Raw genomic sequence first — 18,477 nt, forward strand, 5'->3', positions numbered from 1 at the left:
TTTTTTCTTGTCTAATTTGTAGAAAAAAGAAGTTGAAACAGTGCTTCAACTTCCTTGTCTTAGGCTTCATCTGTCACAAACTGGCTAAGCACACCGTTAATGAACTTAGCAGATGTTTCATCAGAGTATTTTTTAGCAATTTCAATAATTTCATTAATAGCCACACGTCCTGGTGTTTCTTCAAAAGACGTGATTTCATAGAGTCCCAAACGAAGAAGGGTACGGTCAGTCACAATCAGACGTGAGAGACTCCAACCTTCTTTCAATTTTGCTTCAATCTGACTGTCAAGTTGAGCCAAATCTCCTCGAACACCAGTAACCAAGTTAAGAAGAAAAGCTGGTACATCAACTTCAGTTTCTTCCCCAATTGGTTTGTCAAAGGTATAAGCAAAATGCGCTTGTTCTAGGACTTCACCACCAAATTCCAGAGCAAAGAGCGTTTGAAAAGCACGCTCACGAAGGTCACGACGTGAATCTTTAAAGATATTAGTCATTCAAAAAATCCTCGTTAAACAATTCAGCCAAGTCTGGTTTTTGTAATTTCTCAGTGACAATAGACTCAACGTGGACGTTAACATCTGAAATTGCCACTTCGGCCATATCATAGACAGCGGCTTTGACTGCTTTTTGAATCTCAATCGAAACCGCAGGAACATTAACGCCATACTGAAGAGAAACGTAGATATCAGCGTTTACTGTACCATCTTCCTCCGTTTGGAGGTAAACACCACGGCCCAAGCTTGTTTTGCTAAGACTGTCAGTGACATTTTTGTTTTGAAGGGCGTAAACACCTTCCACTTTAGTTGCAGCGATACCTGTAATCACTTCAAGCACACGAGGGGCAATAACGATTTCACCGATATTTTCTGTAGTCATCCCATGTTTCCTTTCCGTTAGTTTGGAAAATAAGGCCTTCAAACCAGTGATTTGAAAGACTTAGTTAGGCTTAGGCACGTGATACGTAAGTACCTTCAGCTGTGTTGATAACCAATTTTTGACCAGCTTCGATAAAGTCTGGAACGTTAACCACAAGACCAGTTTCAAGTGTTGCAGGTTTACCTGAACCTGTAACTGTCGCACCTTTGATTGAAGGTTGTGTTTCAGTAACAGTCAATTCAACAGTTGTTGGTACTTGAACACCGATAACTTCTGTTCCGTAGAATTGAATTTTGACGTCTGAGTTTTCAAGGACGTATTTCAATTCTTCTTGAACGTTAGCTACTGGAATTTCATATTGGTCATATGTTTCAGTATTCATGAAGTATGCAGTATCATCCATTTGGTACAAGTATTGTGCTGGTACTGTTTCGATGATTGCTTGTTCAAATTTTTCTTCTGGACGGTAGCTAGTGTCAAATGTTGACCCAGAACGCACATCACGCAATTTCATACGCATGATAGTATTACCTTTACCAGGTTTGTGGTGGCTAGCTTCAAGAACTTTGATCAATTTGCCATCATTAGTTACGAAAGTCATACCCGCACGGAGTTTACTTGCTTCAATCATTATTAAATACCTCTTTGTAAAAATTATTATCAGTTTATTCTACCATAAATGACAGTAGGGCTCAAATGTTTTATAGAATCAGGCCCTAGCCCTAAGCTCTTTACAAAGAAAAGAACTAGTCATCCATTCCCAAACGAACCTCTGGAACATCATGTTGGACATAAGAAACACCCTTTTGCTGCATCAGTTCCATAGCAAAGCCATGAGGACGATAGTTGGCCTTATAAGTAATCTTAACGATACCAGCCTGCAAGAGAGCTTTAGTACAGTTTATACAAGGAAAATGCGTCACATAAATCTCTGTATTTTTAGTTGAAATACCTTCTTTAGCGCACTGAATGAGGGCATTCATCTCTGCGTGAACCGTTCTGATACAGTGGCCATCTTCCATATAGTGACCTACTTCGTTACAGTTATCAGTCTCAGAAACCCCACCGTTATAACCAGTAGCAATAATACGATTATCCTTGACCAAAACAGCCCCAACATAAGCACGATCACAGGTAGAACGTTTAGAAATTAGCTCAGCATTAGCCATAAAATAGTCTTGCCAAGAAAGACGGTTTGGCATAAATCTTTCCTCCAAATCTTAGAGCACAATCAATTCCTTAGGTGCAAGTGTAATCAACTCACAACCATTCTCAGTGATAATAATGTCATCTTCAATACGAACACCATATTTATCAGCCAAATAGACACCTGGTTCATCCGTCAAGACCATACCAGCCTTAATGGTCTCATCAGAATTTCCAAAGTAAGGAATTTCGTGAATGTCAAGGCCAATACCGTGTCCGATACCATGTGTAAAGTGGGCACCATAGCCCGCTTCAACAATAACGTCACGCGCAACCTTATCATAGTCACGACGTGTCATACCAGCCTTAGCAGCATCAATCAAAGCCTGATTAGAACGTAAAACAATATCGTAAATCTCACGCTCCTCATCAGTCGTGTCCCCAATATGGATGGTACGAGTCATGTCACTAACATAGTGATTGTAGTAACAACCAAAGTCCATCGTCAAGGTCTCACCTGACTGAATAACCTTTTCTGAAGCTACACCGTGAGGCATGGCTGAACGATAGCCTGAAGCAATGATAGACTCAAAGGAAGTTCCAGAAGCCCCATACTCACGCATACGAAAATCAAGGAAGTTAGCCACTTGGAGTTCAGTCGTTTGACCCGGCTTAATAAAATCAAGAACATCTGTGAAAGCACGGTCTGAAATAGAACAAGCCTTACGTATAGTCGCCAATTCTTTATCATCCTTAATCATACGTAACTCTTCCATAAAGTTATTTTGTGGTGACAAAGTGTAACCTTCAAAAATAGCTTGGAGCCCTTGATAATAAGCGAATGACACCTGATTATCAAAACCGATTGTTTCAAGTTTGTCAGCTTCAATCAGTTTAACAATATCTTTAAGGGGGTCTTTACTTTCAATAATATCAAAACCATGCACAGATTGTTTAGCAATAAGCGTATAACGTGAATCTGTTAAAAAGAGACGACGATTTTTCGTAATGAAAACAGTCGCATTTGTTCCCCAGAAATTCGTCAAATAGTAAATATTATTTTGTCCTGTCACAAGCAAGGCATCAAGCCCTGATTGGGCAAGTTTAGCATCAAATCGTTCAAGTCTACGTTGCATTATGAATTACTCCTTTGGTATTTTAGGTTAATTATACCAAATTTTCAGATTTTAAAGGATTAAATTGACATTTTAGCTTGTTTTTTTGAGGTCATAAAGAAAAAGCCAGATCAAACTCTGACTTTATTAGCATTACACAAAGGCTCGCTTTTCGTAGATAGTTGGCATAAAAAGGAGCAAAACCAAAGTCCAAACAAACAAAACAAGGGCTTCGCGAAGATTAAAGAACTCTTGACCACTAGTAAAGACTGCTCGCATAAAACTAAATGGCACATAAGTCATCAGCTTAGTCATGGTATCCCCTAAACTAGCCAAATAGAGCGTGAAGAAAGTCATTCCTGTTACTCCAAAATAAGCCGTTACAAAGGCAGTTAAGGTATTCTTCACAAACAAAACAAGCAAAGAGGAAATCATATAAATAAAGGCTCCATAGAGTAGGAAATCAATATAGATGTTTCTAATATAATCCCACAAAGGAAAATCTACATGTTGCACAGAATATTTGTAGAAGGCCAACTCCAAAACCAAAATAGTAGCAGCAACTATAGACAACACAAGGAAACTTAAGAGTTTTCGAAGAATAACCTCGCGTCCAGATAAGGAAGACACACGAATCATATTAATTGTTCGATTCTGAAATTCTCGTCCAAGACTAGATACTGCTAGATAAGCAAAGACGATATCCACGATAAAGGAATAACTGGCTATAATCGCTGATGGCCCAAGGTAATCTCCCTTATAGCCATCACATAAGACTACAATTGCACCAATCAAGGCTACCAATCCAAGACAAATAAAGACACTCCTTGTCACACATTCCTGCTTTAAAAATACCGTTCTCAATTTACTTTTCATTGAATAGCACCTCACTTAATCCTTCTTTTTCATAAGTAAAAGGAATTCCCTCCCGATCCATAACCTGCTTAACAGCTGCTAATCCTTTGACTAAGATGTCATGCTTTTGTCGTTCAAAAGGTATACCATTTAATTTGAACAGAGATATTAATGACTTCAAACTTAAATCCTCAGTGTAAATTTTATATTTGGCATTTGCATCATCGTCCAAACAAGTCAATTTGTGATTCTTCAACAAATAGTTTTTTGTACAAACCTGTTCTAGATTGGATAGGATGTGGCTAGAAATGATAAAAGTTAGACCATGATTTTTAGCTAACCTTTCAATCAAGGCCAGAAGACTATTGATACCATTAGGGTCCAGACCGTTAGTAGGTTCATCAAGAAGGATAAATTCGTCTGATGCAATTAAAGTGATAAACAAACCTACACGTTGCTTCATCCCCAAGGACAACTTTGAAGCCTTACGCTTGAGATAGGTTGCTACCTCCAAATCTTCTTTATAGCAATCAATCAATGAATAATCTTTATGATAAAGTCTGCAATAAAACTTAAGGTTAGCTTCAACCGTCATGTTGGGATATAAGGCTGGAGCCTCAATCAAGGCACCCACAGTTTGGGTTTTTAAGTCAATAGTTCCATTAGTCCTCTCTAAGATACCCGAAATTAATTTCATTAAGGTCGTCTTTCCTGCACCATTATTGCCAATCAGCCCAGCAATATCCCCCTTTTCCAAGGTTAACGAGATATCATCCAAGACAGGTTGCTTCCCAAAACTATAGTTTAACCCTATCACCTCTAGTACTGTCATGTATTTACCTTTCTTTGTTTAAATATATTTCTAATATAAATCTTTAACATCCAAGTGAATAGTTCACTTGGACGATGAAAACTTATAACGCTAATTCTTTTTGACTCTCATGAAAATAAGAGTTATTTAATAACCTGCTATCTTATTTTTCTCAGTTTTAAAATCTCAACTGCAATATAACTTACTTGTCCAACTCCATAACCAATGTCATATGCTACATTTCCTCCAACAATTTCAGAAAGCTGATCAATAGACAAACAATCAAATCTATTCATTGTCATTACATCCATATAAAATTCCCCTTAACCTCTAAATCCATCTACAAATCCACGACCAAAATCATAAACCGTGTGAGTAACTACTCCGACTCCATATCCCACAGATGAGTAAATACTTCCACCAACTACAATTGCTAAATCTTTAATATCAATTTTTTGAAATGTATTTTTCATGTTTTCTCCTATTCTTTATTTAATTGACTTCGACTACCTACCACGCTTGACGAAAACCTTTTACAAATTCATTAATAACGTACTTGCCATATTTTACCGGATTAAAACCACCGGTAATTTGCTCCAAGTCGGCATCGGATAACACCTTAAATAATTGTTTTTCCTCTAACATTGCAAAACTCCTTTCTAATTTAAACCATAAAGTTAGCTCTTTCATCAAGGCCTTTACAACCTTGTTTAAGCTATGAATTCATTATATAAGCGAATCCAAAGAAAAAATAGTGACATAAATGTCACCATCCCACTAGAATAATGCAAGACACAAAAAAACTGAGCCAATGAGCTCAGTCTAAGCTTATAGAGGTAACTAGCGAAAATCATCTTTCTTTGTCCTTACTAGCTAGTCTAAGTGCAAACAAAGAGACAGCCAATGAAAGAGTTGCCCAGACAAGGCTATGGTCAATAAAAGCGATGCCTTCTGTAAAACTTAAAGTAGCGTTCATCATTACAATAAATAGCCATACAATCACAATAACAAGGGTCAACCCATTAATAAGATTTGCTTTTTGTTTATCCATATTTTTCTTCTCCATATCTGGTCCTTTCAAAGCTGGTCATTCTAACCCCTAATAACTCTAAAAACAGCTGTTCTTGAGCAATTTTTTAGATAAGATTTGAAGCCGAAAGATACGGCTACTCTCTTAATTTTCTAACCTTTAGCAGTTAGCTTTACAGGGCTTGCCTCTATTATAGAACCTCCTGTTTCAAAAAAATAGTGACATAAATGTCACCATAATCAGACATGATAAGGACCAGTCGCTATAAGACTTGTCCTAAAATGTGTTTACTTTTACGGTATCTCATAATAAGAAACAAAATCATCTCAAAAAGGAGGAAACTAACATAAATACCTATAACATAAAGTAAGGTTTCCCATTTATCCGTAGTTGATTGAAAATGACCATGATGATCCACTGTGCGAATACTGATTAAAAGACAAATATCCAAAAATAGAGCTAGAAGAATACCGTTAAACCCTATGAAAAAACGCTTTTTTACCATAGTCTGACTCCTGTATGTTTTTTTCTTAACAAGAGAATAGCAAACTCAACTTAAACCAGCCTAAAGCAAAAAAGACTCAGAGAGCCTTCTTCTTTTATTTCAATTTTTCTTTCAAATACTGTCCTGTGTAGCTTTCTGGAACAGCTGCTACTTCTTCGGGGGTACCTGTAGCTACGATGGTACCGCCACCAACACCACCTTCAGGACCTAAATCAATGATATGGTCTGCGGTCTTGATAACATCCAGATTATGCTCAATCACGAGAACTGTGTTACCATCGTCCGCAAAACGCTCAAGCACCTTCAAAAGACGTGCGATGTCATCGGTATGAAGACCAGTCGTAGGTTCATCTAAAATGTAGAAAGACTTCCCAGTAGAACGCTTGTGCAACTCACTAGCCAGCTTCATACGTTGGGCTTCACCACCTGATAGGGTTGTTGCGGGTTGTCCCAAGGTCACATAGCCAAGTCCCACGTCCTTGATAGTCTGCACCTTACGAGCAATCTTAGGAATAGCCGCAAAGAAATCAACCGCATCATCAACTGTCATATCCAGAATTTCAGCAATATTTTTTCCCTTATAACGAACCTCTAAAGTCTCAGAATTATAGCGTGTGCCATGACAAACCTCACAAGGCACATAAACATCGGGCAAGAAATGCATCTCAATCTTGATAATACCATCACCAGAGCAGGCTTCACAACGGCCACCCTTGACATTGAAAGAGAAACGCCCCTTCTTGTAACCACGAATCTTGGCCTCATTGGTTTGAGCAAAAAGGTCACGGATATCGTCAAAAACACCTGTATAAGTGGCTGGATTAGAACGAGGTGTACGGCCAATTGGACTTTGGTCAATGTCAATCAAGCGCTCGATATGCTCGATGCCAGTCACGGATTTGTGTTTTCCAGGTTTCTCACTATTTCGATTCAGCTCTTGGGCAATTTTTTTCTTGAGAATACCATTAACCAAAGTCGATTTTCCTGAACCAGAGACACCTGTCACTGAGATTAATTTCCCAAGTGGGAATTTGACCGACACATTTTTAAGGTTATTTTCACTGGCACCCTTAACTTCGATAAAACGACCATTCCCTACACGGCGTTCCGTCGGTACAGGAATTGATTTAGCACCTGACAGGTATTGACCAGTAATTGATTTTTTGTTTTTAGCCACTTCCTCTGGGGTTCCCGAGGCCATGATTTGCCCACCAAAGGCACCAGCACCAGGTCCCACGTCAATGAGCCAGTCAGCTTCACGCATGGTATCTTCATCGTGCTCTACCACAATCAAGGTATTGCCCAAGTCACGCATTTTCTTAAGACTTGAAATCAAGCGGTCATTATCACGCTGATGAAGCCCGATAGAAGGCTCATCCAAAACATATAGGACTCCAGAAAGGTTAGAACCAATCTGTGTCGCCAAACGGATACGTTGGCTCTCACCACCTGAGAGGGTACCAGCCATACGAGAAAGGGTCAAGTAATTAAGGCCGACATTATTTAGGAAGGTCAAACGATCCTTGATTTCCTTGATAATTGGACGGGCAATCATTCCTTCATTTTCACCCAATTCCAAGCTATCGATTTCCTCAAGATGATCTGAAATAGACAAATCAGAGATTTGACCAATATTTAGGCCATTCTCACCACCAACACGAACCGAGAGAGCCGCTTCGTTGAGACGATAGCCATGACAAGTTGGACATGACAGCTCATTCATATAACCTCGCATGACATTGCGAGTGAAATCACTATTGGTCTCGTGGTAGCGACGATTAATATTAGTCACAACCCCTTCAAAAGGAATGTCAATATCACGCACCCCACCAAAATCATTAACATAATGGAAATGGAATTCACGATCCCCAGATCCGTAGAGGACCAAATCTTGTTCTTCTTTTTTCAGTTTTTCAAATGGCGTATCCATATCCACGCCAAACTGCTCCATAGCCTGCTCAAGCATGGCTGGATAGTAGTTGGACGAAATAGGGTTCCAAGGCGCCAGAGCACCTTCACGTAAGGTCTTACTAGCATCAGGGATAACCAAATCCATATCAACTTCTAGTTTATTACCTAAACCATCACAGGTCGGACAAGAGCCAAATGGCGCATTGAATGAAAAGAGACGAGGCTCCAACTCAGGCACTGTGAAGCCACAAACCGGACAAGAATAATGTTCTGAGTAAAGCAACTCATTATCATCCATAGTATCCACAATCAAGTAGCCATCTGCTAAACGAAGGGCTGCTTCTACTGAATCAAAGAGTCGGCTACGGATACCATCCTTATTCACCAAGCGGTCTACAACCACCTCGATGTTGTGCATCTTAGACTTAGATAATTCAGGGACTTCCGTCACGTCATATATCTCACCGTCCACACGAACACGAACATACCCATCCTTTTGCACGCGCTCAAAAATAGACTTGTGTTGCCCCTTTCGGCGACGAACAATCGGCGCCAAAATCTGCATACGTGTCCGTTCAGGAAGGGCTAAAACCTCATCTACAATCTGTTCCACAGAGGATGACTGAATAGCTCCGTGTCCATTAGGACAATAGGGAACACCCACACGAGCATAAAGAAGACGAAGATAATCATTAATCTCCGTTGCTGTCCCTACAGTTGATCGAGGGTTCTTACTCGTTGTTTTCTGGTCAATGGAGATGGCAGGACTAAGACCGTCAATCGAATCCACATCAGGTTTCTCCATATTTCCCAAAAACTGACGGGCATAAGCTGAAAGACTCTCCACATAACGGCGTTGACCCTCTGCATAAATGGTATCAAAAGCCAAAGAAGACTTACCAGACCCCGACAACCCCGTTACGACGACGAGCTTGTCACGAGGAATCTCCACATCAATATTTTTTAAATTGTGAGCTCTTGCTCCATGAATCACTAACTTATCTTGCATATTTTTCAAGAGGCCCCAGCCCTAAAGCCACTGCCACTCCTTTCTACAGACGGATGGAAACGCCATCCCGACTTTCTCTCATATTATAACAAAATTTCAATTTATCCAGCCCAAAAATGTTTCAAATGTAGTATAATGGTTGAGTATGTAAAATAGGCAAAGAACATCGTCTCTAGGCCTCAATTGACATCACTAAAAAGCTAAGTGCTGCTGATTTATCTGACTTTTTCTGGTCCAAGAACGGACAAGACATTTTGAGATAAACATGCCAACACTTAACGAATGACAAAGGAGGGGTTCCCATTGAAACAAATGTTCTTATCCACTGGAAAAGAATTCAAAGAAATTGAGACATTCGAGCCGGGTGCTTGGATTCATTTGGTAAACCCTTCTCAGGAAGAGGCCATGAAGGTCGCTGAACGTTTTGACATTGATATCCAAGACCTCCGCGCCCCTCTAGACGTGGAAGAAACATCACGTATTGATGTCGAAGACGACTATACCTTGATTCTGGTCGACGTTCCAACCCAAGAAGAGCGTAATAACAAAAGCTACTACGTCACCATTCCCTTGGGTATCATCGTTACGGATGAAGTTGTTGTTACCACCTGTCTCGAGGACATCAGTCTCATGGATAATTTCCTCAATCACCGTGTGCGCAACTTCTACACCTTCATGAAGACACGCTTCGTCTTTCAGATTCTTTACCGCAATGCCCAACTTTACCTAACTGCCCTACGTTCTATCGACCGTCAGAGCGATAAATTGGAAGCTCAATTGGAAAATGCGACAAAGAACGAGCATCTGATTGACATGATGGAATTGGAAAAATCCATTGTCTATCTAAAAGCCTCACTTAAGATGAATGAACGAATTGTCAAAAAGCTAACAGGTAACGCCTCTAGCTTGAAAAAATACATCGAAGACGAAGACCTCTTGGAAGACACCTTGGTCGAAACCCAACAGGCCATTGAGATGGCAGGCATCTATGAAAATGTCTTGAACGCCATGGCTGAAACGTCTGCCTCTATCATCGGTAATAACCAGAACACTATCATGAAAACACTGGCTCTTATGACTATGGCTCTGGACATCCCAACCGTTATCTTCTCCGCTTACGGTATGAACTTTAAAAACAATTCTATGCCCCTAAACGATTTAGATAACGCCTTTTGGGTCATCTTCTTCATGGCAGCCCTCGGGTCATCCTGCGTTGTTATCTACTTTATCAGGAAAAAATGGTTCTAACATAGAACCTCTTCTTTTCCCTAAACTGCTAAACTAAAAATTAATACTATTTATCGAAAGGTCATCTCATGGACATCCAAAAACTCACCAAGAAAAACCAAGAATTCATCCACATCGCAACCAATCAGCTTATCAAAGACGGTAAGTCAGACCAAGAAATCAAAGACATCCTTGGCAATGTCATTCCTGAACTCCTTGAAAATCAGAAAAAAGGAATCACAGGACGCAGTCTCCTTGGTGCTCCAACGGTCTGGGCAGCTAGTTTCTCTCCTGAAAAACATCCACAACCTAACTCAGACAAGACCAGCAAAGAAGTCCCAGAAACAGACAAAACACCTTGGAAGATGTGGCTTGATACCTCACTTTTCCTTCTCGCCATTGTTGCCATCATGAATGCAGTCTTTGGTTTTTCTGGTACGCAAACAAGCTACGGCCTCACAACTCTTCTATCCGTATCATTCATTGGTGGTCTTGCTATGTATACCCCTTACCACTATATTTACCGCCACAGTAACAAACCAAAAGAAGAACGTCCAAAATGGTGGTTCAGCATGACCATCATCACACTTTCTTTCATCGCATGGTTTGCTCTCTTCAGCCTTACGGCACTTCTTCCTAGCTATCTCAATCCAGGACTGTCACCAATTGTCGTTCTCATCATTGGTATTGTCGCGGGTGTTGCTAAATATTTCTTCAAACGTCGCTACAACGTACAAAGCACTTACGCACCTGCATCTTAAGCAGTATTTAAGCACCCTGAGGGGTGTCTTTTTGTACCAGAAATCTTGACACAGTTGGCTCTTCTATACTAAAATATTAAAGCTAACAGACAAAAGAAAGAACCCCAATAAATGCGTATCAAATTCCCCCTACTTATCATCGCTTGTTGCCTATTACTGATGGCTTGCAGCCACAAGCATAAGACTACTCTAAAAAACTATCAAGCTTACTATAGCTTCAATAACGTAACTACTTCATCTCAGGAAAAGCAACTAGCCAAAGACTTAAGAAGCAAAGGTATTCCCACAAAAAACTGGGATACTCTAGAACCTTATATCAGCCACTACAACCAGGAAAACACAGGCATTCAACCAGTTGTCAAAAAATGGACGCAAAGTAAAATTGGCAAGGATAAGAATCAGTTTGTCACCTCCCTAGATGAGAAAATAGTTGAAGATAATAAGTCTCACTTCACCGATGACTTAAACTACCGACAAGCATCCTTTCTTCTCCTCCATAGCCTCCTGACTAGCTCAAGCGATCTTACTAAACGAGATCTCCCCCTGCAAAATGAGTACCTGAATTTAAAATCTCACCACAAGGAGTTAACTGCCAAGGACCAAGCCCTCTATAGTCTCCTATTTGGGGATAACCCCAACTACCAATCTACAGATGAACTCCTCAAAGCCTGGAAAAAAGCTGGACTCAAGTTTCCAGAAAAAGTTAAACTCCTATCAGTCTTTCAAAATAGCTCCGATAATGTTAGCAATATCTATACTGCTATAGCTTATGAGAAAGACGGTAGCGTTTATGTCTTTGAAAAACAAGATCCCACACTTCCTTACCGCTGGAGTCGCTTCAACACCTGGGCAGACATCAAAACACACTGGTTGTCTAACCGTTTCAAGGTCTTCAAAGATAACCTTGATATCCTCGTTAACGACCAGAAATTCGATGATTTCTTAAAAGACTCTATCCTCATACCCAAAAACAACCAACTAGCTTTTCAAGAGTAATTGAAAAGACCAGTTGGTTTTTCTTTATTTCCATACAGCTAAGAAGGCTTAAAAATTGAATAAAATGAAACTTTTCGAGCCATAACATCTCGAAATCATGAGGTGATTACCTAAATTCAGCCATAAAAAAATGCTCTCAAGCGAGAGCATTATGTTTAGTCTTCGTTTACGAAAGGCATAAGTGCCATAACACGAGCGCGTTTAATCGCTGTTGTTACTTTACGTTGGTTTTTAGCTGAAGTTCCTGTTACACGACGTGGAAGAATTTTACCACGTTCTGAAACGAAACGGCTAAGAAGCTCAGTATCTTTGTAATCAACATATTCGATTTTGTTAGCTGCGATGTAATCAACTTTTTTACGGCGTTTGAATCCGCCACGACGTTGTTGAGCCATGTTTATTTCTCCTTTATATATTTAATTCGTTTTGTCCATCCTTAGAATGGAAGATCGTCATCTGAAATATCCATAGGATTTGAGTTTCCAAATGGACTTTCATCACGACCGAAGTTTGGTGTAGATTGTGCAGGTTGTGATCCACCAAATGAACCACCAGCTGAAGCTTCACCACCGAATGAGTTTGAATTATCAAACCCTCCAGCGTTGTATGAACCACCACTGTGACCTTCACGTGTCGCACGGCTTTCCAACATTTGGAAATTGTCAGCGACTACTTCTGTTACGTAAACACGTTGACCTTGTTGATTTTCATAGTTACGAGTCTGAATACGACCTGTAATGCCAATCAATGCGCCTTTCTTAGCCCAGTTAGCCAAATTTTCAGCTTGCTGGCGCCAGATAACACAGTTAATAAAGTCTGTTTCACGTTCACCATTAGCACCCTTGAAGTTACGGTTAACTGCAAGGCTAAAAGTTGCTACTGCAACATTACTTGGTGTATAACGAAGTTCCGCATCACGGGTCATGCGACCAACGAGTACGACATTATTAATCATAATCTACCTTCATCTACCTTCTTAAGCGTCAAGTTTAACGATCATGTGACGAAGAATGTCACCGTTGATTTTTGAAAGACGGTCAAACTCATTAAGAGCAAAATCGTTATCAGATTCAACGTTAACAACGTGGTAAAGTCCTTCACGGAAATCTTGGATTTCGTATGCAAGACGACGTTTTTCCCAATCTTTTGATTCAACAACAGTTGCACCGTTGTCAGTCAAGATAGAATCGAAACGTGCTACCAAAGCGTTTTTAGCTTCTTCTTCAATGTTTGGACGAATGATATAAAGAATTTCGTATTTAGCCATTGATATTTTCCTCCTCTTTTGGTCTAATGACTCATGGTCTTTCGCCACGAGTAAGTGAGGTGCACTCACAGGATATAATTCTACCAAAGATTAAAGGATAATGCAAGGAAAAAAGAGTAAGTAGTATGTGTCCTTTTTTGGGAGAAACTAAAATCACCAAGAGAGTAGGAACACAGCCCCCTTACCTTTCTATCGTATGGCACCTCAAATAACGTTAAAAACTTCCAACAAGCGTCATAAAAAACTGAAATGAGAGCTAACAAAAAGCTCATCCTTACACGCTAGAATGAGCTTTTTAAGAATCTTCTATTGTCATCAGACTATTCCTTTTAGAATTTTTGTAAAAATATTTTTTCATAAGGAGGTGTCACTGTGTGTCACCATTTTTCAATCTAGCAATCATAGATTACCTCCATTAACTTAAAAAGAATTGTAACTAAGTCACGATTTTCTATTACATTGGTATCACTCCTTAAGCTATTTTGTGCAATAACCTGAAGAGTCTCCATTTTTATAACGTCCTAGATTCATCATCATAGCAATCACCTCTGATTCTTATCATCTGGGACCCATCTTCCTATTGACCACTCAATGAGACTTATTTATCGCCGTTCTTATAACGACTCACATCAAACATCAACATAAGCGTCACCTCGGTACTTTGTAACAAGATTTAAGTATTAAATGCTTCCGATAAATTATTCTACTCGCATGGATATCACTTCTTAAGCCATCTTAAACAACAACTTAAGTATCTCCATTTTTATATCTACTAACATTTCTCATGAGCTTTACCTCACTTTTTGACGTTAATCTTTTAAAATTTAGCTTGCGATTTCTGGTGGTATCACTCCCTTGTAGCTATTTTATGCGACTCTCTTAATCTCCGTTCTTGTAACGCCCTACTGTCATACTGCTACACTCCTTAGAGACCAATTGTAAAGTTTTTGTTTTGCCTACTGTTTTATTAGAGAGCTCAGTCTCCATTTTTATACCTTGAAATATTGATCGTCACCATGGCTACTACCTCCTTGATGAATCCTTATCTTCTTTACAGTTTTATTATAATGTAAACGCTTACTTTTGTCAATCTTTTAACTCGAAAACGCAAGATTTTTTGAAAAAAGATTTCTTTGCTACAATAGAGACATGTTAGATTTAAAAGATTACGGCATCATCATGTGGGATGCTGAGAAGATTGCTTCCTTCCGTCGCACGCTCCTCGACTGGTACGATCGTGAAAAACGTGATTTACCTTGGCGTAGGACCAAAAATCCTTATTATATCTGGGTCAGTGAAATCATGCTACAACAAACCCAGGTACAGACTGTCATTCCTTATTACGAGCGCTTCTTAGACTGGTTCCCTTCCGTTAGGGATCTGGCTGAAGCTCCAGAAGAAAAACTCCTCAAGGCCTGGGAAGGATTGGGTTACTATTCACGTGTCCGAAACATGCAAAAGGCTGCCCAGCAAATCATGGATGACTTTGATGGTCAGTTTCCAGATACATATGAAAACATTGCCAAACTCAAGGGCATCGGACCCTATACTGCTGGTGCTATTTCTAGCATCGCTTTTGGACTCCCAGAGCCCGCTGTTGATGGTAATGTTATGCGGGTTATGGCCCGTCTCTTTGAGGTTAACTACGATATCGGAGACCCCAAAAATCGTAAAATTTTCCAAGCAATCATGGAGATTCTAATTGATCCTAACCGACCCGGCGACTTTAATCAGGCCCTTATGGACCTCGGGACCGATATTGAATCTGCCAAAAATCCAAGACCAGACGAAAGCCCTATTCGCTTTTTCTGTGCAGCCTATCTCAACGGAACCTATGACAAATACCCCATCAAATTACCTAAGAAAAAGCCCAAGCCAATGCAAATTCAGGCTTTTGTTATCAGAAATATGAAGGGTGAATTTCTGCTCGAAAAAAATATCGAGGGGCGCCTACTAGGTGGTTTCTGGTCCTTCCCTATCATGGAGACGGACTTTATTGGCCAACAACTCAGTCTTTTTGAAAACGATAATTATGTCCTCGAAACCGTTTCACAAAAAGCTATTTTCGAGGAAAATTACGCCCTCAAACCAGACTGGACAGATAATGGTTTTACACCTGTAAAACATACCTTCAGCCACCAAAAATGGACCATCGAGATGGTGGAAGGTAGTGTTAAAGACGATAAACTCATTACCGATAAGGAGCTATGCTGGGTAGCAGCTGAGGACTTCGACCAGTTCCCAATGGCCACTCCACAAAAGAAAATGATTAAAACTTATGAAGACAGCAAAAAAGGATAGCATTGAGTGCTACCCTTTTTCTTATGCGTCAAGTTTAGCGTGCTTACGACCACGCAAGGCAAGGTATACTTTTGAAAGAACTACTCCCGAAAAAATATCAAACAAGTCCAAATAAGTCACATTTTTTGACATCAAAATTGCAATCATCATACGACGCTCCTTTTGATTAAGAACTCCTGTCGCTGTCCTCAGTTATGCTTTTATTATAGGTAAGATAGCCAATAAAAAATAGTGACATAAATGTCACTATGGAGAAAACAAAAAAGCCGAAACGATTAAATTTCAGCTTGTGAATTTTTAGTCTACTTTGTAGAAGAAGTAACTGTCGTCAGTGGTGCCATAAAGTGACTGCCCTACCCAAAGACGCTCCTTGGTCTTATCAGATTGGTCATCAGCTTTCTCATTTGGTGATGATGTTACAGAACCAGTCAAAGACACTCCTTTTGGTAAGAATGCTATTGCTCCTCCGCCAACTCCAACACCAGATTTCGGACCTGTACTCGATTTAAGGTAGCCATCAGTAATTTTACCATATTCAATTGCTACCTTCTCAGTATCACTCACTAACCCATTCTTATCAAAGGTCATTGTATAGCCTTTGCCATTCTTCCAAGTTCCAGCGATACTTGAGAAATCACCATTCTGAATAGCATTGATGTCCATACCAGTCTCTTTGTTAGACTTACTGTCGCTACTACTATCTTTTGTCTCGTCGCTACTTGAGTCGTCAAAGTCATACCAATCTTCGGAAGATAAATCCAAAGTCTGTTCGTTACCTAAGCCAACCTTACTGGCACCATCAGTTGTCTCAGACATACTGAAATCAACCGATTGAAGTTGGTTAAAGACTCCATCCTTGATTTCATAGGTCTCAGCCTTTGCTTCAGGCTTCATTCTATGAAATAACTGAGAATAAATAATCCCATTTTTATAAAAATGCAATGTGTTCAAGTAACCGCTCTGAGCAAAAGTTCCAGCACTTATGGCAAATACAGGCTTATCATCATTATCAAGATAATATAGCGCATGAACACTATCAGGAGTACCAATCAAAAGCTCGGCTGAGCCATCATCGTTGATGTCTACATAGCTATATTGGACTTTTTCACCCACTCTATTGGCTTCAAAAATCGTATTAGTTGAATAAGCTTCCTCAGTTGAGAGGTTGCTTGGAACAGCTGATGTATCGCCGTTCAGAGCAATCGGGCGGTAGAGATCCAAGACTGAAGCATAGAGATCATCGTAGCTCACTTCCTCGGTTTCGGACGAATCGCCACTTACTTGTTCAGACTTAGCAGTACTGTCTTTCGAGCCTGAACCACCCGTATTTGTTGCGTTACAAGCCGTCAGCAAGAATAAACTTGACAGAAGCGCAAATCCTGTTAATTTCTTTTTCATAACTATCCTTTCATAAGAAACGACCTAACGTTATTTTTAGCGTTAAGTCGTTTTTGCATAAGTCTATTTATTTTTCTTTGGTAAACTTAATCGTCACACCACCACCAGAAATAGCTAAAGTATCTCCATCTTGAGTATAGTTATAGGTTGCACCAGTATCAGACTTCATTTTTTTCTCTTTAGCATTAATTGTAAGTTCTTCTTTAGTCTCTCCCAACCAACTAGATTCACCCGTCATGGTTCCTTTTTTACCATCAACTTTGAGGGTTACATCAGAACCCATCAACTTTCCTTTATAGGTTCCTTTAGGACCGGAGCTACATGCCACCAAGACCACACTCATGGTTAAAAATAGCAAACCTAAAAATAGTTTTTTCATTGTTCTTAATTACTCTCCTTCTTACACAAAATTAATGTTTAAGTCTTTTTATTTAATTTCTATTCTTTTTCAAATATTCATAACTATAACTTACTTATTTGATGAATCACTAGCCAAAACTTTAAAAACAACGAATAGGAAAACAACAACTACTACTAGTAAAATAAGAGCACTAATGATAATACTAGCAATTAGCCACGCAGAGACTGCAATGAACCAACCATGTTCTTTTATTAGTTCTTCAATTCTTGGGAAATACCCCATTAAACCACCAAAATAACAGATTGCCAATAAATTAGGAGCAACAAAGAGAGTTGCCATCAAAACACCTTGCCACCAATTAAGATCAGGTGTTATTGTACCTGCGACGGCAATAGTAATTGCACTAAGCAATGGCTTCTTTACCAAAATCGTTTGCACCACCTGAGCTAAGTGTATAAGCTTCATCAATAAACAAAACTCCACCTAACGCACTTTCCAAGACTTCCTTAGTCTTGATTGCTGTATGACCAATGTAACCGCCCACCAAATCGCTTCGAGAAACCTCGATAAACTTGTTCTGACTTATTACACCTTTTTGGTAGAGAATACTACCTACAATACGAGCGACCGTTGTCTTGCCTGTACCTGGATTTCCCAAGAATAGAGAATGTAGCGTTGTATCATCTACAGTACCACCTTGCTCTGCACGTTTTTTATTAAACTCTGCCATGTCAATAAACTGTTTGACCTGTTCTTTGACTTTAGAAATACCAATCAAATTATCCAAAGTGACCATGGCATCTTCTTGTCCATCTACACCTTCTTTATATTTATCTTCTTCAAAGACTGCATCGATATCCACATTCATGATTGTCTCAATATCTTCTGAATCTTGCTCATTGACGCGG

At 39.6% G+C, this 18,477-nt stretch carries 25 protein-coding genes; 4 read left to right on the plus strand and 21 right to left on the minus strand.

The genetic code is table 11. The features are described from left to right. Nucleotides 1-59: 59 nt before the first annotated feature. From nusB to uvrA, 13 genes are all read right to left on the minus strand, one after another. The gene (gene nusB, locus HSISS3_RS09760; protein WP_002889259.1) at nt 60-494 is read right to left on the minus strand and encodes a transcription antitermination factor NusB; all 435 of its coding nucleotides are present in this window, start codon (nt 492-494) and stop codon (nt 60-62) included. Further along, nucleotides 487-876 (minus strand): Asp23/Gls24 family envelope stress response protein, encoded by a 390-nt coding sequence (locus HSISS3_RS09765; RefSeq protein ID WP_021152566.1) that lies wholly within the window; start codon nt 874-876, stop codon nt 487-489. The genes nusB and HSISS3_RS09765 overlap by 8 nt, the downstream gene beginning before the upstream one ends. A gap of 70 nt (nt 877-946) precedes the next feature. Further along, the gene (gene efp, locus HSISS3_RS09770; protein ID WP_002889261.1) at nt 947-1,507 is read right to left on the minus strand and encodes an elongation factor P; all 561 of its coding nucleotides are present in this window, start codon (nt 1,505-1,507) and stop codon (nt 947-949) included. 115 nt (nt 1,508-1,622) lie between these two features. After that, a complete protein-coding gene (locus HSISS3_RS09775; RefSeq protein WP_008535587.1) occupies nt 1,623-2,078 on the minus strand; it encodes a deoxycytidylate deaminase in 456 nt (151 codons plus the stop codon). Between the two features lie 18 nt (nt 2,079-2,096). Further along, nucleotides 2,097-3,158, minus strand: a complete 1,062-nt coding sequence (locus HSISS3_RS09780; protein ID WP_021152567.1) for a M24 family metallopeptidase — start codon at nt 3,156-3,158, stop codon at nt 2,097-2,099. A gap of 132 nt (nt 3,159-3,290) precedes the next feature. Then, nucleotides 3,291-4,013, minus strand: coding sequence for a hypothetical protein (locus HSISS3_RS09785; RefSeq protein WP_239499722.1), 723 nt, complete (start codon nt 4,011-4,013; stop codon nt 3,291-3,293). Beyond that, nucleotides 4,003-4,824 carry an ABC transporter ATP-binding protein gene (locus HSISS3_RS09790; RefSeq protein ID WP_021152569.1) on the minus strand — a complete coding sequence of 274 codons (822 nt, stop codon included), beginning with the start codon at nt 4,822-4,824 and terminating at the stop codon, nt 4,003-4,005. The genes HSISS3_RS09785 and HSISS3_RS09790 overlap by 11 nt, the downstream gene beginning before the upstream one ends. A gap of 137 nt (nt 4,825-4,961) precedes the next feature. Then, the gene (locus HSISS3_RS12040) at nt 4,962-5,114 is read right to left on the minus strand and encodes a hypothetical protein (protein WP_021152570.1); all 153 of its coding nucleotides are present in this window, start codon (nt 5,112-5,114) and stop codon (nt 4,962-4,964) included. 12 nt (nt 5,115-5,126) lie between these two features. Beyond that, complete coding sequence (locus HSISS3_RS12045; RefSeq protein WP_021152571.1) at nt 5,127-5,276, minus strand: hypothetical protein; 150 nt, start codon at nt 5,274-5,276, stop codon at nt 5,127-5,129. A 37-nt stretch (nt 5,277-5,313) separates the two neighbouring features. Continuing rightward, nucleotides 5,314-5,448: a bacteriocin gene (locus tag HSISS3_RS11825; RefSeq protein WP_021152572.1), complete on the minus strand. Its 135-nt coding sequence runs from the start codon at nt 5,446-5,448 to the stop codon at nt 5,314-5,316. Nucleotides 5,449-5,653: 205 nt separating this feature from the next. Continuing rightward, nucleotides 5,654-5,854, minus strand: a complete 201-nt coding sequence (locus tag HSISS3_RS09800; protein WP_021146487.1) for a hypothetical protein — start codon at nt 5,852-5,854, stop codon at nt 5,654-5,656. A 241-nt stretch (nt 5,855-6,095) separates the two neighbouring features. Next, entirely contained in the window at nt 6,096-6,338 is a 243-nt protein-coding gene (locus HSISS3_RS09805) for a DUF3923 family protein (RefSeq protein ID WP_021152573.1), read from the minus strand. A 94-nt stretch (nt 6,339-6,432) separates the two neighbouring features. Next, the gene (gene uvrA / locus HSISS3_RS09810; protein WP_021152574.1) at nt 6,433-9,258 is read right to left on the minus strand and encodes an excinuclease ABC subunit UvrA; all 2,826 of its coding nucleotides are present in this window, start codon (nt 9,256-9,258) and stop codon (nt 6,433-6,435) included. Nucleotides 9,259-9,561: 303 nt separating this feature from the next. On the opposite strand from uvrA, the gene HSISS3_RS09815 reads away from it, so the two are divergent. The 3 genes from HSISS3_RS09815 (at nt 9,562) to HSISS3_RS09825 (ending at nt 12,242) form a co-directional block, all read left to right on the plus strand. Next, nucleotides 9,562-10,506: a magnesium transporter CorA family protein gene (locus HSISS3_RS09815; protein ID WP_021152575.1), complete on the plus strand. Its 945-nt coding sequence runs from the start codon at nt 9,562-9,564 to the stop codon at nt 10,504-10,506. Nucleotides 10,507-10,574: 68 nt separating this feature from the next. Further along, the gene (locus tag HSISS3_RS09820) at nt 10,575-11,246 is read left to right on the plus strand and encodes a DUF1129 domain-containing protein (protein WP_002889271.1); all 672 of its coding nucleotides are present in this window, start codon (nt 10,575-10,577) and stop codon (nt 11,244-11,246) included. Between the two features lie 111 nt (nt 11,247-11,357). Next, nucleotides 11,358-12,242: a DUF4300 family protein gene (locus HSISS3_RS09825; protein ID WP_021152576.1), complete on the plus strand. Its 885-nt coding sequence runs from the start codon at nt 11,358-11,360 to the stop codon at nt 12,240-12,242. 155 nt (nt 12,243-12,397) lie between these two features. On the opposite strand, the gene rpsR is transcribed toward HSISS3_RS09825, so the two are convergent. From rpsR to rpsF, 3 genes are read right to left on the minus strand one after another with little or no spacing between them, the layout of a single operon-like run. Further along, nucleotides 12,398-12,637, minus strand: coding sequence for a 30S ribosomal protein S18 (gene rpsR / locus HSISS3_RS09830; protein WP_000068664.1), 240 nt, complete (start codon nt 12,635-12,637; stop codon nt 12,398-12,400). Nucleotides 12,638-12,678: 41 nt separating this feature from the next. After that, entirely contained in the window at nt 12,679-13,197 is a 519-nt protein-coding gene (locus tag HSISS3_RS09835; protein WP_021152577.1) for a single-stranded DNA-binding protein, read from the minus strand. Between the two features lie 21 nt (nt 13,198-13,218). After that, on the minus strand, nt 13,219-13,509 hold the full coding sequence (gene rpsF / locus HSISS3_RS09840) for a 30S ribosomal protein S6 (RefSeq protein WP_002884188.1): 291 nt from the start codon (nt 13,507-13,509) through the stop codon (nt 13,219-13,221). A gap of 1,149 nt (nt 13,510-14,658) precedes the next feature. On the opposite strand from rpsF, the gene mutY reads away from it, so the two are divergent. Next, nucleotides 14,659-15,810: an A/G-specific adenine glycosylase gene (mutY, locus tag HSISS3_RS09845; RefSeq protein ID WP_021152578.1), complete on the plus strand. Its 1,152-nt coding sequence runs from the start codon at nt 14,659-14,661 to the stop codon at nt 15,808-15,810. Between the two features lie 21 nt (nt 15,811-15,831). Here mutY and HSISS3_RS12540 read toward each other — a convergent pair whose 3' ends face one another. The 5 genes from HSISS3_RS12540 to HSISS3_RS12050 all read right to left on the minus strand — a co-directional run. Next, the gene (locus tag HSISS3_RS12540; RefSeq protein WP_021152579.1) at nt 15,832-15,960 is read right to left on the minus strand and encodes a hypothetical protein; all 129 of its coding nucleotides are present in this window, start codon (nt 15,958-15,960) and stop codon (nt 15,832-15,834) included. A 147-nt stretch (nt 15,961-16,107) separates the two neighbouring features. Then, complete coding sequence (locus HSISS3_RS09850) at nt 16,108-17,208, minus strand: DUF6287 domain-containing protein (RefSeq protein WP_021152580.1); 1,101 nt, start codon at nt 17,206-17,208, stop codon at nt 16,108-16,110. Between the two features lie 67 nt (nt 17,209-17,275). After that, entirely contained in the window at nt 17,276-17,587 is a 312-nt protein-coding gene (locus HSISS3_RS09855; protein WP_042772007.1) for a hypothetical protein, read from the minus strand. 90 nt (nt 17,588-17,677) lie between these two features. Beyond that, on the minus strand, nt 17,678-17,995 hold the full coding sequence (locus HSISS3_RS09860; protein ID WP_134954266.1) for a hypothetical protein: 318 nt from the start codon (nt 17,993-17,995) through the stop codon (nt 17,678-17,680). Beyond that, nucleotides 17,973-18,477: AAA family ATPase (locus tag HSISS3_RS12050; RefSeq protein ID WP_042772009.1), on the minus strand; the 505-nt coding region annotated here is incomplete at its 5' end. The genes HSISS3_RS12050 and HSISS3_RS09860, both read right to left, overlap by 23 nt.

The organism is Streptococcus sp. HSISS3 (assembly GCF_000448605.1).
Classification (GTDB): Bacteria; Bacillota; Bacilli; order Lactobacillales; family Streptococcaceae; genus Streptococcus; species Streptococcus raffinosi.